Source organism: Vibrio olivae, from assembly GCF_042428525.1.
Classification (GTDB): Bacteria; Pseudomonadota; Gammaproteobacteria; order Enterobacterales; family Vibrionaceae; genus Vibrio; species Vibrio olivae.
The window spans coordinates 125,644-141,961 of record NZ_JBHMEP010000003.1; the positions used below are offsets into that span (position 1 = coordinate 125,644).

12 protein-coding genes are annotated in these 16,318 nt (G+C 46.3%); 10 read left to right on the forward strand and 2 right to left on the reverse strand.

Going from position 1 to position 16,318, the window contains the following annotated elements; genetic code table 11:
• Positions 1-21: 21 nt before the first annotated feature.
• Positions 22-363: an iron-sulfur cluster insertion protein ErpA gene (gene erpA / locus ACFFUV_RS13300; RefSeq protein ID WP_390193583.1), complete on the reverse strand. Its 342-nt coding sequence runs from the start codon at positions 361-363 to the stop codon at positions 22-24.
• Positions 364-633: 270 nt separating this feature from the next.
• Between erpA and hemL the strand changes: the two genes are divergently transcribed.
• On the forward strand, positions 634-1,926 hold the full coding sequence (gene hemL / locus ACFFUV_RS13305) for a glutamate-1-semialdehyde 2,1-aminomutase (RefSeq protein ID WP_390193585.1): 1,293 nt from the start codon (positions 634-636) through the stop codon (positions 1,924-1,926).
• Positions 1,927-1,961: 35 nt separating this feature from the next.
• Here the strand turns inward: hemL and ACFFUV_RS13310 are convergent, their stop codons facing one another.
• Positions 1,962-2,123: a hypothetical protein gene (locus ACFFUV_RS13310; RefSeq protein WP_390193587.1), complete on the reverse strand. Its 162-nt coding sequence runs from the start codon at positions 2,121-2,123 to the stop codon at positions 1,962-1,964.
• Positions 2,124-2,159: 36 nt separating this feature from the next.
• Here ACFFUV_RS13310 and ACFFUV_RS13315 point away from each other — a divergent pair, with 36 nt between their 5' ends.
• From ACFFUV_RS13315 to ACFFUV_RS13355, 9 genes are all read left to right on the forward strand, one after another.
• Positions 2,160-3,245, forward strand: coding sequence for an AI-2E family transporter (locus ACFFUV_RS13315; protein ID WP_390193588.1), 1,086 nt, complete (start codon positions 2,160-2,162; stop codon positions 3,243-3,245).
• 63 nt (positions 3,246-3,308) lie between these two features.
• Positions 3,309-4,331, forward strand: a complete 1,023-nt coding sequence (rsmC, locus tag ACFFUV_RS13320) for a 16S rRNA (guanine(1207)-N(2))-methyltransferase RsmC (RefSeq protein ID WP_390193590.1) — start codon at positions 3,309-3,311, stop codon at positions 4,329-4,331.
• Between the two features lie 185 nt (positions 4,332-4,516).
• Positions 4,517-7,909 (forward strand): response regulator, encoded by a 3,393-nt coding sequence (locus ACFFUV_RS13325; RefSeq protein ID WP_390193592.1) that lies wholly within the window; start codon positions 4,517-4,519, stop codon positions 7,907-7,909.
• 712 nt (positions 7,910-8,621) lie between these two features.
• Complete coding sequence (locus tag ACFFUV_RS13330) at positions 8,622-10,304, forward strand: ABC transporter substrate-binding protein (RefSeq protein ID WP_390193593.1); 1,683 nt, start codon at positions 8,622-8,624, stop codon at positions 10,302-10,304.
• A 168-nt stretch (positions 10,305-10,472) separates the two neighbouring features.
• On the forward strand, positions 10,473-11,459 hold the full coding sequence (locus ACFFUV_RS13335; RefSeq protein WP_390193595.1) for an ABC transporter permease: 987 nt from the start codon (positions 10,473-10,475) through the stop codon (positions 11,457-11,459).
• Between the two features lie 2 nt (positions 11,460-11,461).
• On the forward strand, positions 11,462-12,487 hold the full coding sequence (locus tag ACFFUV_RS13340; RefSeq protein WP_390193596.1) for an ABC transporter permease: 1,026 nt from the start codon (positions 11,462-11,464) through the stop codon (positions 12,485-12,487).
• Between the two features lie 2 nt (positions 12,488-12,489).
• Entirely contained in the window at positions 12,490-13,473 is a 984-nt protein-coding gene (locus tag ACFFUV_RS13345; protein WP_390193597.1) for an ABC transporter ATP-binding protein, read from the forward strand.
• Between the two features lie 24 nt (positions 13,474-13,497).
• A complete protein-coding gene (locus ACFFUV_RS13350; protein ID WP_390193599.1) occupies positions 13,498-14,490 on the forward strand; it encodes an ABC transporter ATP-binding protein in 993 nt (330 codons plus the stop codon).
• An 84-nt stretch (positions 14,491-14,574) separates the two neighbouring features.
• Complete coding sequence (locus ACFFUV_RS13355; RefSeq protein ID WP_390193601.1) at positions 14,575-16,314, forward strand: glycoside hydrolase family 9 protein; 1,740 nt, start codon at positions 14,575-14,577, stop codon at positions 16,312-16,314.
• The last annotated feature ends 4 nt before the right edge of the window (positions 16,315-16,318 follow it).

Consider the following 16,318-nt stretch of genomic DNA (forward strand, 5'->3'; position numbering starts at 1 on the left):
TTTCTTTTGGTGATTCAGTGTTTATACACTAAATGAAGCGCCACAGCCGCAAGTGGTGGTGGCATTTGGGTTATCAATAAAGAAGCGTGCACCTTCTAACCCTTCAGTGTAATCCACTTTACCACCGATCAAATATTGCAAACTCATGGGATCAACCACCAGAGTCACGCCACTGTTGACGATCGTGGTGTCTCCATCATTGACGTTTTCGTCAAAGGTGAAACCATATTGAAAACCGCTACAGCCGCCTCCGGTAATGTATACTCGCAGCTTGAGCTCTGGGTTTTCTTCTTCTGCAATCAAGGTTTTGACACGCATTGCAGCTGTATCAGAAAACGTTAAAGGTACATTGACTTCGCTCACGACGACCTCTCTTTTTTATTTGGGTGAGACTGAATAGACACAGATGCCACAGCCTATCCCATGTATCTCATATTCGGTGATTATCTAATACCTGACTGCTGCGTTCAAGTATTCACCAATAACATTCCACTCCGTTGACGCTTTTTTCTTGTTTTAAGACGCTTTTTTTTAATGATATCGCGATTATTTTTAACTTATCATTCCTCGCTGAGTCTTGGACAGGTACAATGCCTTGCAAATTGGTCCGAGCAATCAAAAGAGGATATACCAATGACCAAATCCGCAGAGCTTTACGCAAAAGCACAGCAACGTATTCCCGGTGGCGTTAACTCGCCAGTACGCGCGTTTAATGGTGTCGGTGGTTCGCCTTTATTTATCGAACGAGCAGACGGCGCCTTAATCTTTGATGCCGATGGCAAAGCGTACATCGACTACGTAGGGTCTTGGGGTCCGATGATTCTTGGCCACAATCACGCGGTTATCCGTGAAGCGGTCATTGAAGCCGCTCAGCGGGGTTTAAGCTTTGGAGCCCCTACCGAGCTTGAAATTAATATGGCCGAATTGGTGAGTGAACTCGTCCCCTCTATGGAACAAGTACGCATGGTAAGCTCAGGTACTGAAGCAACCATGAGTGCGATTCGCCTCGCTCGCGGTTACACCGGACGCGATAAAATCATCAAATTTGAAGGCTGCTACCACGGTCATGCTGATAGCCTGTTAGTCAAAGCTGGGTCTGGTGCGCTTACCTTGGGCCAACCTAGTTCTCCCGGTGTACCTGCTGATTTTGCGAAACACACATTAACCGCAACCTTTAACGATCTGGAGTCTGTTCGTGAGCTGTTTTCCACTCACAAAGATCAAATTGCTTGTATTATCGTTGAACCCGTTGCTGGCAACATGAACTGCATCCCACCTGTCGATGGTTTTCATCAAGGTCTACGCGAGATCTGTGACCAAGAAGGTGCGTTACTGATCTTTGATGAAGTCATGACCGGTTTTCGTGTGGCATTGGGCGGCGCTCAAGCACACTATAACATCAAACCCGATTTAACCACGCTAGGTAAAGTTATCGGCGGCGGTATGCCTGTAGGGGCCTTTGGTGGTCGCAAAGAAGTTATGCAGCACGTGGCTCCAACAGGGCCGGTTTATCAAGCGGGCACGCTCTCTGGTAATCCGGTGGCCATGGCGGCAGGCTACGCGTGTCTCAACATGTTAAAAGAAGAAGGTAATGAAAAACGCTTGGCGTCTAAGACCAAACAACTTGCTGACGGCTTCAAAGAGCTTGCAGACAAGTACAGCATTCCGTTGGTCGTACACCAAGTTGGCGGGATGTTCGGTTTTTTCTTTACCGACCAACCGGAAGTCACTTGCTACGAACATGTCGCTCAATGTGATGTAGAACGCTTTAAACGCTTCTTCCACCTTATGTTGGGGTACGGCGTATACTTGGCGCCATCAGCCTTTGAAGCCAGCTTTACCTCGCTCGCTCACGGTTCAAAAGAGATTGAAGCAACGCTTGAAGCGGCAGAACGCAGCTTTGCTGAACTCGCCAAACAAGCATAAAAGTCAGCGCTCAGGCGAGAATTCGTCTGAGCGTTTTATTGCCAATTAAGCATCACCAAGATAGCTAAAACCCCCAGCACCACACCAAACCATGGCACCTTTCTGATTTTATTCATGTTTTGGTTTTTATCTTTTGCCTTATTATCGCAACACCCCATTTCACTGACTCCATTGATCGCACTTACGTTTGCCGTCATTATACTCTCATTCAAATCACCATATAGGTCATGAACGTGAGAGAAAATCTAAAAATATCATCCAGCCATTGGGTATTGATCATTGCGTTATTGGCCGCAATGTTTGCCTGTTACCAGCTGTTAATTCCTTATCTCAATCCGATTATCTTGGCGTTTATCATTTCGATGTTGATGTATCCACTGCATGAAAAAATCGAAGCGCGATTTGGTGAGCACCCCAATATTTGTTCCCTAATCTCCTGTACCATTTTGACCTTTATTATTGTGATACCACTACTTTTTGTACTCTCAGCCTTAGTACAACAAGGGTCTGTATTATCAGAAAACATATATAAATGGGTAACCCATGATGGTATTCAAACGGCCTTTGAACACCCTTGGGTCACGACCGCTTTAAACTGGGCAAATCACTATTTACCTTTTGATGAAGTGGAACCTCAAGATATTGCTAAACGCCTTGCTGAATTTGCTTCTGGTTTTGGCACACGCCTGGTTGGCATGAGTGCCAAAATATTAGGAGACGCCACCAACTTCCTACTCGACTTCTTCTTAATGCTGTTTGTGCTGTTCTTTTTACTTCGCGATCACAATCGTATTATTCATATTATTCGTCATATATTGCCGTTTTCACGTAGCCAAGAAGACCGTTTGTTTGAAGAAGTAGAGAAAGTGTCCAAATCTGCGGTAATGGGCTCGTTTTTAACCGCACTTGCTCAGGGATTTGCTGGTGGTATCGGAATGGGCATTACCGGATTTCCTATGTTATTTTGGGGCACAATGATGGGCTTTGCCTCATTCATCCCCGTTGTTGGTACCGCTTTAGTTTGGATTCCCGCCGCTGCGTACCTCTTTTTGACTGGCGACACGACCTGGGCGATTTTCCTTGCAGCGTGGAGTATTGTGGTGGTGGGTTCCATTGACAACCTTCTGCGTCCACTGCTAATGCAGGGCAGCAATGGCATGAATACCTTGATGATTTTCTTCTCTTTATTGGGAGGATTGCAATTGTTCGGGCTTATAGGGCTACTTTACGGCCCATTAATTTTTGCTATTACCATCGTGTTGTTTAATCTCTACGAGGAAGAGTTTTCTCGCTTTCTCGATAAGCAAGATCAAAGCTAATGCTTCAAGCAAGGGGCGGTTTATGCGAAAATCGCCCCTTGTTTTGACTACACCATCATTTTTATGTCTGCTTATACTGCTCCAAGCCAAATTGCTCAGCGTCAATTAGCCTATTTTGCCGATAAACACCTTGTTGTTGCCGGCGAAGTTGAAGACTTATTTCCTCTTGAGCTTACCGAGCACTGCGCATCGGTTTCCGTCTTTACAACCCATTACGGCTATTACCGTCAATTGCAGTCTCATCCAGAGATCTACAGTGAGTTTGGGATCGAGTGGCGAGCAGAAAAACCCGCAGATATGGTTCTACTCTATTGGCCTAAAGCGAAAGCGGAAGCGGAATATTTACTGTCAATGTTAATGAGTAAATTGGGCGCAGGTACCGAAATTGTGGTGGTTGGTGAAAATCGCTCAGGCGTCAAAAGCATTGAGCAACAATTTCAGGCGTATGGCGCAATCAATAAATATGATTCAGCCCGGCGCTGTTCCTTTTATTGGGGGCAATGCGAACAAGTCACCAAGCCCTTTGAACTGCAAGCTTGGTTTAAAACCTACCAAGTTGATTATCAGCAGCACACACTCACAGTAAAAAGCTTACCTGGTGTATTTAGCCATGGTGAATTTGACCATGGCTCTCGCCTGCTGTTGGATTCACTTCCAACATTGCGGGGAAAAACGCTCGACTTTGGCTGTGGTGCAGGAGTTATCGGCGCAGTACTTGCCACGTTGAATCCAGATATCGAACTAGAGATGACCGATGTCAGTGCACTTGCCATTGCCTCTAGCCAAGAGACATTGAATGCCAACCAATTGACAGGTCGCGTATTTGCCTCGGATGTGTATTCCAACACGGCGAGCGATTACGATTATATTATTAGTAATCCACCGTTCCACTCAGGGTTGGACACCAGTTACAGCGCGACTGAAACCTTATTACGTGACGCGCCGAACCATCAAACCGCTCACGGTGAATTGTTTATCGTTGCCAACAGCTTTTTAAAATACCCACCGATTATTGAGGGTAGTTATGGGCACTGTGAAACCATCAATAAAACCAATAAATTTTCCATTTATCACGCGAAAAAGTAATGTTTAGGCCTGAAAATCACCGTATTTTCAGGCTCTTTCATTCCTTACTGGTAAAAAGTGGGCGTTTAACCACGCTTCCTACCCAACTTACTTGTCAAAGCGAAAAAACTCTTTAATTTGTGCTGTTAGAGCCTTGATGGCTCTCAACCATCGTGACTTTCCCTCTTGGAATAAACAGCATAATTATGTTCAGCCTTTATAAAAAACAGAAATTTAAGCGTCTTCATAACACCTTAATGCTGGCTTTTTTGGTCTTGAGCATTACTCCACTCACGGTTACCGCGCTGTTTTTCCTTCAATCTCACAGTAAAGATCTTCAAGAACAAAGTACGTCTCACTTACGCTCTGTCCGCGATAGCAAGCAACAGCAGGTTATTGACTACTTGCTGGCGAAAGAGTCCGAAGTGATGGGATTTGTCCGCTCGGAGCTGGCTTACGCCAGTGGTGGGCGATTTTATGGGTTAGTCAACGCTTTCCAAAACCTAGGACTAACCATCGAGCAAGCTCGCAGTAATGCTCAGCAGCGTTATATCAGAGGTTCTGGGGACCAAATAAAAACATCGATTTTACCAGAATCGTCCTTGTTTAACGGGACGGAACGATATCGCTTATTGCATAAACGTTACCATCGAAGCTACTTAGAACTGCTTAAACGCTCCGATTTTGACGACATTTTATTGGTCGACCGTGAAGGAAATGTCACCTATTCCATCTATAAATATGGCTACTACGGGACAAACTTGCACAGTGGTCGCTATAAAAACGACAAACTTGGTGAGACATTTCGTCAACTCGAACAATGGGTACACGAAAAGCGAAAAACCAACGAAGACTTTACGCCTGTTGTACTCTCTGATTTCGCACAAGATGAACATGGAGAGCGCGTCGCTTGGCTTGCCGCGCCGATTATTCAGCAAGGCTATCTTCACAGCTATGCGATGTTTCGGCTACCCAATAACGGCATTACTAAACTCATAGCGGATAAATCCCGTCATACTTCAGGGCTTCGAACGCTATTAGTTGGTGAAAACCACCAATCAAAGACATTGGCTTATCAACAATCAGACATTGATAAAAGTGTTGATGTGATCGACAAAGCGCTGGCAGGCACCGCCGATGTCGGGACCTATACCAACACCAACAATCAACCGATTATCGCCGCGTATGCGCCAATTTCACTCAAAGGAATCCATTGGGCCATCGTCGTCGAAATTCCGCAAAAAGAAGCGTTCGCTCGAGTTAATCAGCTCGAAACCGTATTTATTTTCGCTATGGTCACCGCGATTATTTTAGTCTTTATCGCCTCTCATTATCTTTCTAACTTCATTACCGCACCGCTACTAAAGCTCACTTGGGCTGCCGAAAAGGTCTCAGCGGGTGAGCTAGACACCGAAATTATTCATACCGACCGCAAAGATGAAATTGGTCGCTTAGCCGTCAGTTTTGAGCGGATGCAACGCTCGATCCACGATAAGATGCAACTGATCAATCAAAAAAATCAGGAACTGGCAGAAAACCTCAAGCTGATTCAAAAGCAAAATGACGATTTGCAACTCGCCGATAAGCTCAAAGATGAATTCTTGGCAACCACCTCCCATGAGTTAAGAACTCCACTACATGGTATGGTCGGGATCGCAGAGGCGTTAACCAGCGGAGCGAATGGCCCCCTGACCTCAGATCACAAATATCAATTAGATATCATCATTAGCAGCGGCCAACGTCTTGCTAATTTGGTCGATGACCTGCTCGACTACCATAAGATGCGCTATGGAAATTTAGATATTCATACTACCGCTGTCGATATCTCCAGCTCGACGCGCCTTGTCTTAGAGCTGTCCTCTCACCTGCTGGGTAACAAGCCGCTGCGTATTATTAATCAGATTGAAGATCAGCCACTGTGGGTCAGCGCCGATCCTCAGCGCCTTGAACAAGTGATGTACAACTTGGTTGGCAATGCCATTAAATACACCAGTGAAGGAAAAATAGTTATTTCTGCTAGTGTGGTTGATGACCACATTCGCGTTCAAGTCGTCGACACTGGGCAAGGCATTCCAGCCGATCAACTTGAGCATATTTTTGAACCACTGATACAAGCGGGCAATGATGCCAACCGTTATCGACAAGGCGCAGGGCTCGGACTTTCAATTAGCCGCCAATTAGTCGAACTGATGGATGGTTCGCTCTATGTCAGCAGTCAACCTATGGTGGGAACCACCTTTAGCTTCACACTCCCCGTTGCTTCAAGAGAACAAATTGAGCAAGTTGATCAACGGAATAACACCCATTTTAGTGTGCCTGAAAGCAATGACCTCGACTTAACTGACCGCCGCGGCCTGCAAGAGAATCCTGATGGGCCTTTGCTACTCATTGTTGATGATGAACCGGTCAATGTCCGGGTACTCGATAGCTTCCTGCGCATGGAAGGTTATCGAGTACGCAGCGCGCAAAGCGGTCCTGAAGCACTGGAGTTAATTGACCAGCAAAAGCCGGAATTACTTCTGCTTGATATCATGATGCCTGGAATGAGTGGCTATGAAGTATGTGAAACACTGCGTCAGCGCTACGATCATGCCAGTTTGCCGATCATCATGCTCACCGCATTAAATCAGCCCAATGATCGTATTCGAGGGTTTGACGCCGGTGCCAACGATTACCTATCAAAGCCATTTAACAAACAAGAATTAGCGGCACGTATTGCAGCTCATTTAACGGCCAGTAAAGCCGAACAGCGGCGGCTAGAAAATCAGTTCCTAAAATCAGAACTCAAGCAAAGAGCAATGATCGAAGCAAGCCTGCTAGAAACACAAGGACGCTTACTTGAGCAACTTGATAGCGCGCCTGAAGCCATATTATGTCTGCGCGAAGACAATCGTATTCGCTATGCCAATGAAGCTGCAGCTAAGCTGTTTCATCGAACCCAAGAGCAACTCAAACGCTCCAACGCCAGCGAGTTGATCGCGCTAAAATATCTCGAGGTGAATCAAGAACATTACTGTGGCGATATCAGCGTCTATATTAAGGAAGTCCGCCAAACGTTAACCTGTGACATTCTGACTCTTCCAAAAGGAGGTGAGCTGAAATCACTGTATATCTTTGCCGCTGAAGGGACCTATCACAGCCACCGTATTACCGATCTAGAAACCGCAGTCGAAGCGCTTTCCAGCTATGCGTTTGAGGGTGATGCCGCGAAACTCGAGGAACTAAAACAGCTTGGCGGCGAATTCAGCCAAATGGTAGACAAAGCGGGGGATGACCGCTTGTCTAAACCCGAGTTGATGCGTGAAGTCTTAGTCGATGCGATGACCAGCGCACTCGACTATTGGGAGAATGTCACCGGCCAGAGTAAGTTTACGTTTGCTGAGCAAAGTGGCTTATGGCGCGTCTACCTAGATAGAAGCACTCTACAAACCCGTACCTTAGATAAATACTTACGCATCGAAACGCTCCCCAAAACCCCGCGTTGGCGTACCGTATTGAACTCCCTGGATTACATTCTTGAGCATTGCCAAGAGCAAAGCCCTGAGCGTGTGCATATCGAAAAGCTACGCAACAAACTGCAGCACCTGCTGACGAGCTGATCAACGTGTCTAATCACGGTTGATATCATGAGCATTAATACCGCCCTGACTCCCTTAGCCTGCGCTTTGAAGTATCATGCCTAAGGCGCGATACCCTTATTGCACCTTCTCAACCGGACTTGCTGCGATGAGATAAGCGACTGGGTATTTGCTCTTAATAATTGATGAGAAATAACATCAAGATTCGATTTCCACTAAAAGAGAAGTGGGCGGATAAAACTGACAAGCGCACTACTTAGCAGCGATAAAACGTCATAAAACCTGCGGATTGCGAGTCTAATCACAACAATCTCAGCATGGTAATTTGGACGCATAAAATAATCGTCAACCACCAAGTGATGAAGATCGCACCTCAAAATAAAATCAGACAACCCCTTATTATAAAAAACCTGAAAAGTAAGCAAATACTCACACACATATAACAAAGATGGAGAAACTGCGAGCCAGTTCAAGCGTCTTTTTAGGATGTCCAACGTGAGTTTTTTCTTATTTTTGCCGATATTGACGGACTTCAAAGTGGTTTTGACGTTTTTAACGAGAAAGGCAATTGCCTAATTTGTCGATAAGGTGTTTTCTTAACTCTAACTAAGGGCTACAGGCCACTCATATTACTTTCAGCCATCGGCAGAAACGATCCCTGAGGTAGTTCTTAGAGAGTGATGAAAACGTGATTCATCACAAGTGAAATGAAAGCAAATAGTAAGGAACAGCTATGCTTGCCAATATAAAAAAAACCGCAGTAGCAACCGCAATGATTGCTACTGCAACCACTGGATATGCTTCGTTTACAAACGCAGCAGAACGCAGTGAGTTAACGGTTCATCCTAAAGAATTTACTACTTTTGTTCGTAACTTTAATCCTTATTTGGGCGCAACTAACCTGCACACGACGACGGACTTTATGTACGAACCTCTTGTGGTCTTTAACGAAATGCATGGTAATACACCTGTATTTCGTTTAGCTGAAAGCTACAAAATGGCTGACGATCTAATGAGCGTCACTTTTAACATTCGCAAAGGCGTCAAGTGGTCAGATGGCCAAGCGTTTACCGCCGATGATGTAATTTATTCGTTTAACTTAGTAAAAGAAAAACCAGAATTGGATCAAAGTGGTATCAACTCTTGGGTTTCTGGTGTTGAAAAGATTAGCGACTATCAAGTTCGTTTCCGCTTAACGGAAGCCAACTCCAATGTTCCTTACGAAATTTCAAAAGTGCCGGTTGTCCCTGAGCACATCTGGAAAAACGTTAAAGACCCAGCAACATTTACTAACGAGAATCCGGTAGGGTCCGGTCCTTTTACCGAAATCGATACCTTTACGGCTCAGCTGTACATTCAATGTCGTAACCCCAACTACTGGGACAATGACAATCTAGACGTTGATTGTTTGCGAGTGCCACAAATCGCTAATAACGATCAATTTCTAGGTAAAGTCGTGAACGGTGAAATGGATTGGACGTCTTCGTTTATTCCCGATATCGACCGGACTTACGCTGCGGCGAGCCCAACCCACCACTACTGGTACCCGCCATCAGGTACTCAAGCGTTCGTGGTGAACTTCAAAAACGCAGACCCTGCGAAAAATGAAGCCCTCACCAACGTCGATTTTCGTCGTGCATTCTCAATGGCGCTGGATCGTCAAACAATCATCGATATCGCTTTTTACGGTGGCGGTACAGTCAATGACTTTGCTTCCGGCCTGGGCTATGCGTTTGAAGCTTGGTCGGATGAAAGTGTTCACAACAAGTTCAAACAATATAACTCTTATAACCTCGACGCTTCGAAATCTCTACTCAACAAAGCTGGATTTCAAGATGTGGATGGTGACGGGTTTGTTGAAACGCCTTCTGGTAAGTCTTTTGAGCTGCTGATTCAATCCCCCAATGGTTGGACGGACTTTAACAACACGGTGCAATTAGCCGTTGAACAGTTAGCTGAAGCGGGCATCAAAGCCAAAGCTCGTACGCCAGACTTCTCGGTTTATAACCAAGCGATGCTCGAAGGTACCTACGATGTGGCTTACACCAACTATTTCCACGGTGCTGACCCTTATACCTACTGGAATAGTGCCTATAACTCAGCGTTGCAATCTGGTGAAGGTATGCCGCGATTCGCGATGCACTTTTACAAGAATCAGAAGCTGGATGGGTTGCTAAACAGCTTCTATAAGACCGCGGATAAAGATGAGCAGTTAGATATCGCTCATGGGATTCAGCAAATCATTGCCAAAGACCAAGTGACCATTCCTGTGATGTCTGGCGCCTACATGTTCCAGTACAACACCAAACGCTTCACGGGTTGGTGGAATGAAGAGAATCCGAAAGGCCGTCCAAACATTTGGGCTGGTATTCCAGAGCGTCTCTTGCATGTATTGGATTTAAAACCAGTTCAGTAACAGTCCCTCTGTTAGCGGCACGCGACGGTGTGCCGCTCTATCCCCCTAACTATCAATATCTTAATTGATGGCGCTCGTACGTCAGGGGGGAATTTACTTTGAATTTAAGGTTTCAAAGTCATCTCCAACCAGATCCAATAAATCTGGGTGAGTTTTAAGGTGTGAGTTATGGGTTATTTTTTAAGACGTCTGTCATTTTATTTGGTCGCTTTACTGGTTGCGGCAACATTAAATTTTGTTATTCCACGAGCAATGCCCGGCGATCCGGTAACGATGATGTTTGCAAACGCCTCGGTGCAAGTGACACCTGAGAGAATTGCCGCCATGAAAGAACTACTGGGCTTTGTCGATGGTGGTCTGGTCACTCAATACATCGCTTATATGAAAAATATATTGAGCTGGGAATTAGGCACATCAATTCAATTTTATCCTTTGTCTGTCAACTCACTGCTTGGCAGCGCATTTGGCTGGTCACTGTTTTTAGCAGGCAGTGCGGTCATTCTATCTTTTTCTCTCGGTTCACTGCTTGGCATTTTTGCCGCTTGGAAGCGCGGCAGTAAATACGACACTTTCGTAACACCTGGCATGTTGATACTACAAGCCGTACCACAAGTGGTCATTGCCATGCTGGCACTGTTTATCTTTGCCATTGGTCTCAAATGGTTTCCAACCGGTTATGCCTATACCCCAGGAACCACCCCTGACTGGACAAACTGGGCGTTTGTAAAAGATGTCGGTTACCACGCGGTACTGCCTTTGATTTGCGCATCAGTCGTTCAAATCGGTGGGTTTCTGGTCAATATGCGTAACAACATGATTAACCTTCTCGCCGAAGACTACATCACCATGGCAAAAGGCAAAGGATTAAGCGAAAACCGAGTGGTATTCAACTATGCGGCGCGTAACGCCCTACTGCCAAGCGTTACGGCTCTCTCTATGTCACTTGGCATGGCAATCGGTGGGCAGCTGATTGTTGAGATCATTTTCAACTACCCAGGACTTGGAACGCTGCTGCTCAATGCTATCAATGCTCGTGACTATCAGGTTCTCCAGGGGCAGCTGCTGATCATGACCTTGTTCATGCTGTCCTTCAACTTAATCGCAGACATGTTGTATGTCGTACTCGATCCTCGCCTACGTAAAGGAGGCAAATAATCATGCAAGCTCTGATTCAACTGATCCTGCTTAATCCGGTCGCTCGTGCGGGTTCGTTCATCGTCGGTCTGTTCTTATTCGTTGCACTCGCGGCCCCTCTATTAACTAAGCATGCGCCGGATAAGCGTACTGGTAACCCTCATGAATACCCAAGTTGGGTGACCAAAGCGGCCAATACTAACCCGGACGGTTGGATTGCGACTCACTTGGGTAATGACCGCCGTACGCTTGCGATGTCCAAAAAGCAAGACCATACCCTTGGTACAACACGAATGGGACGCGACGTATGGTCCCAACTGGCGCACGGAGCTCGAGTATCTCTCGCGGTAGGCTTTGGCGCTGGAATAACGGTCTGTTTCCTTGCGACTGTAATTGGCATTTCAGCTGGCTATTTTGGCGGACGTATCGATGATGTGCTTACCGCGGCAATGAATATCATGCTTGTGATTCCACAGTATCCGCTGCTGTTTGTCCTTGCCGCATTTATTGGTGAAGCTGGGCCACTAACCATCGCCATTATTATCGGTTGTACATCGTGGGCCTGGGGGGCTCGTGTCGTGCGATCACAAACCTTGGCGCTGCGAGAGAAAGAATTTGTCAAAGCAGCAGAGGTTCTTGGAGAGTCTGCTTTTCGCATCATTTTCGTTGAAATCTTACCCAACCTCGTGCCAATCGTCGGTGCAAGTTTTATAGGCTCGGTGATGTATGCCATCACCATGGAATCGATTATCTCCTTCTTGGGGCTAGGCGACCCGAATACCATCAGTTGGGGCATTATGCTTTATAACGTTCAAACGTCTTCATCAATGCTTATTGGTGCTTGGTGGGAGTTGCTAGCGCCTTGTATTGCACTGACTCTGCTTGTCACCGGTTTAGCGCTACTTAACTTCGCCGTCGATGAAATTGCCAACCCACAACTACGGGCTCAAAAAGGCATGAAACGCTGGAAGAAACTGGTCAAGCAAGAGAAACAATCTCAGAAACCAGAGCCAACAACTCAACATGCCTTGTGGAATGGAGACAAATAATCATGACTCAACCGCTAATTTCAATCCGCAATCTATGCGTTGACTACATTACTGATGCTGGCGATGTCCGTGCCTGCAATAACGTGAGCTTTGACATAGCTCCTGGTGAGGTTTTTGGCCTCGCTGGAGAGTCTGGCTGTGGTAAGTCTACCGTTGCCTTCTCGCTCATGCGCCTTCACAAGCCACCAGCATTTATCACCGGCGGAGAGGTTGTTTTCAATGGTGAAGACATCCTCAAGTACAGCGAATCCCAAATGCAGGCATTTCGCTGGAGCCAAATGTCGATGGTATTTCAAAGTGCCATGAATGCATTAAATCCCGTTCTTACGATGGAAGAGCAGTTTTGCGACGTGATCATGCGCCATACCAGCATGACGCGTCGTCAAGCCAAAAACCGAGCGGAAGGTCTATTAGAGATCGTCGACATTCATCCTAGCCGATTGAACGATTATCCTCATCAGTTTTCAGGTGGAATGCGCCAACGCTTAGTGATCGCGATTGCTTTGGCACTGAATCCCAAAATGATCATTATGGATGAACCGACAACGGCATTGGATGTCGTGGTCCAGCGTGAAATTCTACAAAAGATCTACGCACTCAAAGAGGAGTTTGGCTTTTCGATCCTCTTTATCACGCATGATCTCTCGTTGATGGTCGAGTTTTCAGATCGCATTGGCATTATGTATTCGGGTGAACTGATCGAAGTGGCGCCCTCAAAACAAATACTGCAGAGCCCTTATCATCCCTACACTCATGGCCTAGGGAGCTCTTTTCCACCACTAACTGGGCCAAAAACCAAGCTCAAGGGCATTCCTGGCAACCCACTTAACTTGTTAGAAATCCCGACGGGTTGCCGCTTTCAAGCACGCTGTGATCGTGTCCATGACGCTTGCACTCATGTTGCAACCGAACTGCGCTGCATCGAACCGGGCCGCTATTCCAATTGCCACCTATATGGTGAGCCCATCGTTCAAAGCAAGTTGTAACTACGAATTTTTCTGGAGTCGAATATGAGTCAAACACGCGGTGAACTGTTGGTTGAAGGTAAAAACTTAGTGAAAGATTTTCCAATCAACAGCAATGCTCTGAATCAGCCAATGATGCGCGCTATTAATGACGTGTCATTTAAAATGTATAAAAGTCGCGGGCTTTCTGTGGTGGGAGAATCCGGATCCGGTAAATCAACCACGGCCAAGATGATCGCAAAAATGTACGCACCAACCGACGGTGCGATTGAATACAAAGGACGTGATATCGCCACGATCCGCGCGAAAAAAGATCTCATGCATTACCGTGAAGGTATTCAAATGGTATGGCAAGATCCTTTTGGTTCTCTCAATCCTACCCACAATATCTTTCACCATATTGCTCGGCCACTGTTGATCCATAAAAAAGTCGCTCGCGGTAATAAGAAAGAGCTGCAGGAACGCGTTTATGACTTGCTAGAGCAAGTCGGACTGATCCCTCCCAAAGAAACGGCAGACAAGTTCCCCCATCAACTTTCCGGTGGTCAACGTCAAAGGGTGAATCTTGCCCGCAATATCGCTGTGGGCGCTGAAGTGGTTCTGGCCGATGAACCAACGTCCATGCTTGATGTTTCGATTCGCGCTGGCGTGTTGAATTTGATGGAAGAAATGAAGTTTGAAAAGCAGATGTCGCTGCTTTACATCACGCACGATATCGCCACAGCGCGCTATATAGCCGAAGACCTAGCGGTGATGTATGTCGGCCACATGGTGGAATGGGGAGACACCGAACAAATTATCCATGATCCTCAACACCCTTACACTCAACTGTTGGTTTCGGCGGTGCCCGATCCAAGTAAATCGATTCACGACAAGCTAAAAGGTCATCGCGGAGAAATTCCGCTGTGGACACCTCAGTCTACTGGATGCCCATTTTCTGGACGCTGCACTCACGCAACAGAGCGCTGCAAAGAAAGGCTTCCAGAAGTTACCCAACTGGCGGACAACCATTTTGTTCGTTGTTACCTGTATCAATAACAGGATCTTTTTCTATCGGGGCCAACCGCCTTTTCTGGCCTCGATAGAACCTTTAACCACATGATTATGGTGTTGGAGAGAGAAATGCAACTGCTCATTAACCACCTCGGCTACGAAACTGATGGCCCAAAGCAAGCGATTCTGATGACTCAGCAGCCACGTCTGACCTGTGACAATGCGAGATTGGTCGATGCCACTACCCATTTAACCGTTGCGCATTACATCGTACACCAAGGAGAAAAGGTCGCTAATTGGCCTCAAGGTTACTTCCATCAAATCGATTTTTCGACGTTAAGCCATAGTGGTCAGTTTTATTTGATCTTTGAGCAAACACAATCGCCTGTATTTGAGGTGAAACCTCATCTTTTGTTGAAACGAACCTTCTCCGACCTGCTGCACTATTTCAAATCACAGCGCTGTGGCGGCCAATTTGAACAAGCTGACCACCAAGTCCCTATCTTTCAAAGCAATCGCCAAACTTCGCCACAAAAAGTCGACGTTCACGGCGGTTGGTACGATGCCTCTGGCGATGTCAGCAAGTATTTAAGCCACCTTTCTTACGCGAATTACTTTAATCCACAACAAATTCCTATGGTGGTTTGGAGCTTCTTAAAAAGTCATCAAACGTTAACCACGCAACAGATGTTAGCGCCCTTTGTCACTTTACGTTTAGAGGAAGAAGCCCTGTATGGCGCCGATTTTCTGATGCGAATGCAAGCGCCATCCGGCTATTTTTACATGACGGTCTTTGATCAATGGTCGAAACACACTGATCAGCGTGAAATTTGTGCTTACCAAACCCAAAACGGTGATAAATCACAAGATCATCAAAGTGGTTTTCGCCAAGGTGGGGGGATGACGATTGCGGCATTGGCTCGTATTGCACGCTGGCAATTAGCCGGGGATTACACACCACAACAATATCTTCATGCCGCCGAGCGTGGGTACCAACATTTGAGAGAGTACAATAAGCATTATCTCGATGATGGATGCGAAAACATTATTGATGAGTATTGCGCTCTGCTCGCATGTGTTGAGTTATATAAAAGTACCCAGCGAGATGACTACCTTAAAGAGAGTAGAATCTGGGCTGATCGTGTTTGTCAGCGTCAGCTCAGCGACAATAACTTCTGCCATTTTTGGTCAGCAAATAACGATGGGAGTCGGCCTTATTATCATGCTGCAGAAGCCGGGCTTCCAGGGCTTGCCCTGTGTGAATTTCTCACCATTGAATCCGATAATGATCGCAAACAAAGAATAAAACTCGTGATCATACAGGCCTGTGAATTTGAGCTAGCGATTACGCACGCGACAAACAACCCATTCGGCTACCCACGTCAATACGTCAAGCCGCTTGAACAACCTAAGCATGACGCCTTTTTCATCGCCCAAAACAACGAAACAGGCTACTGGTGGCAAGGCGAAAACGCACGGCTTGCTTCCTTAGCCGGCTTTGCCTACCAAGCCGCTGAGCTCATTGACGACTCGAACTTGGGCAAAAGACTGCTCGACTATGCACAGCACGCCATTGATTGGATTTTGGGCCTCAATCCATATGACATCTGCATGCTTGACGGCCATGGTCGCAACAATCCCGATTACTTACCCCAACTTGGTTTTTTTAATGCCAAGGGAGGCATCTGTAACGGCATAACTGCAGGCGTTGATGATGCCGATGGCATCGCCTTCAATCCAGAACCTCACTGTCATGACTTGCTGCAAAACTGGCGCTGGGGAGAACAATGGATACCTCATGCCGCCTGGTTTTTACTGGCGATCAGCCAACAAACCGTACATTACTCTGCCCATTCATCACAGCATTAACCAT

Excerpts from the sequence above, each read along its gene's own strand:
- ACFFUV_RS13355 (WP_390193601.1), top strand. The coding sequence starts at position 14,575 with ATGCAACTGCTCATTAACCACCTCGGCTACGAAACTGATGGCCCAAAG.
- ACFFUV_RS13345 (WP_390193597.1), top strand. The coding sequence starts at position 12,490 with ATGACTCAACCGCTAATTTCAATCCGCAATCTATGCGTTGACTACATT.
- ACFFUV_RS13335 (WP_390193595.1), top strand. The coding sequence starts at position 10,473 with ATGGGTTATTTTTTAAGACGTCTGTCATTTTATTTGGTCGCTTTACTG.
- ACFFUV_RS13325 (WP_390193592.1), top strand. The coding sequence starts at position 4,517 with ATGTTCAGCCTTTATAAAAAACAGAAATTTAAGCGTCTTCATAACACC.
- ACFFUV_RS13340 (WP_390193596.1), top strand. The coding sequence starts at position 11,462 with ATGCAAGCTCTGATTCAACTGATCCTGCTTAATCCGGTCGCTCGTGCG.
- rsmC (WP_390193590.1), top strand. The coding sequence starts at position 3,309 with ATGTCTGCTTATACTGCTCCAAGCCAAATTGCTCAGCGTCAATTAGCC.
- ACFFUV_RS13350 (WP_390193599.1), top strand. The coding sequence starts at position 13,498 with ATGAGTCAAACACGCGGTGAACTGTTGGTTGAAGGTAAAAACTTAGTG.
- ACFFUV_RS13330 (WP_390193593.1), top strand. The coding sequence starts at position 8,622 with ATGCTTGCCAATATAAAAAAAACCGCAGTAGCAACCGCAATGATTGCT.
- hemL (WP_390193585.1), top strand. The coding sequence starts at position 634 with ATGACCAAATCCGCAGAGCTTTACGCAAAAGCACAGCAACGTATTCCC.
- ACFFUV_RS13310 (WP_390193587.1), bottom strand. The coding sequence starts at position 2,123 with ATGACGGCAAACGTAAGTGCGATCAATGGAGTCAGTGAAATGGGGTGT.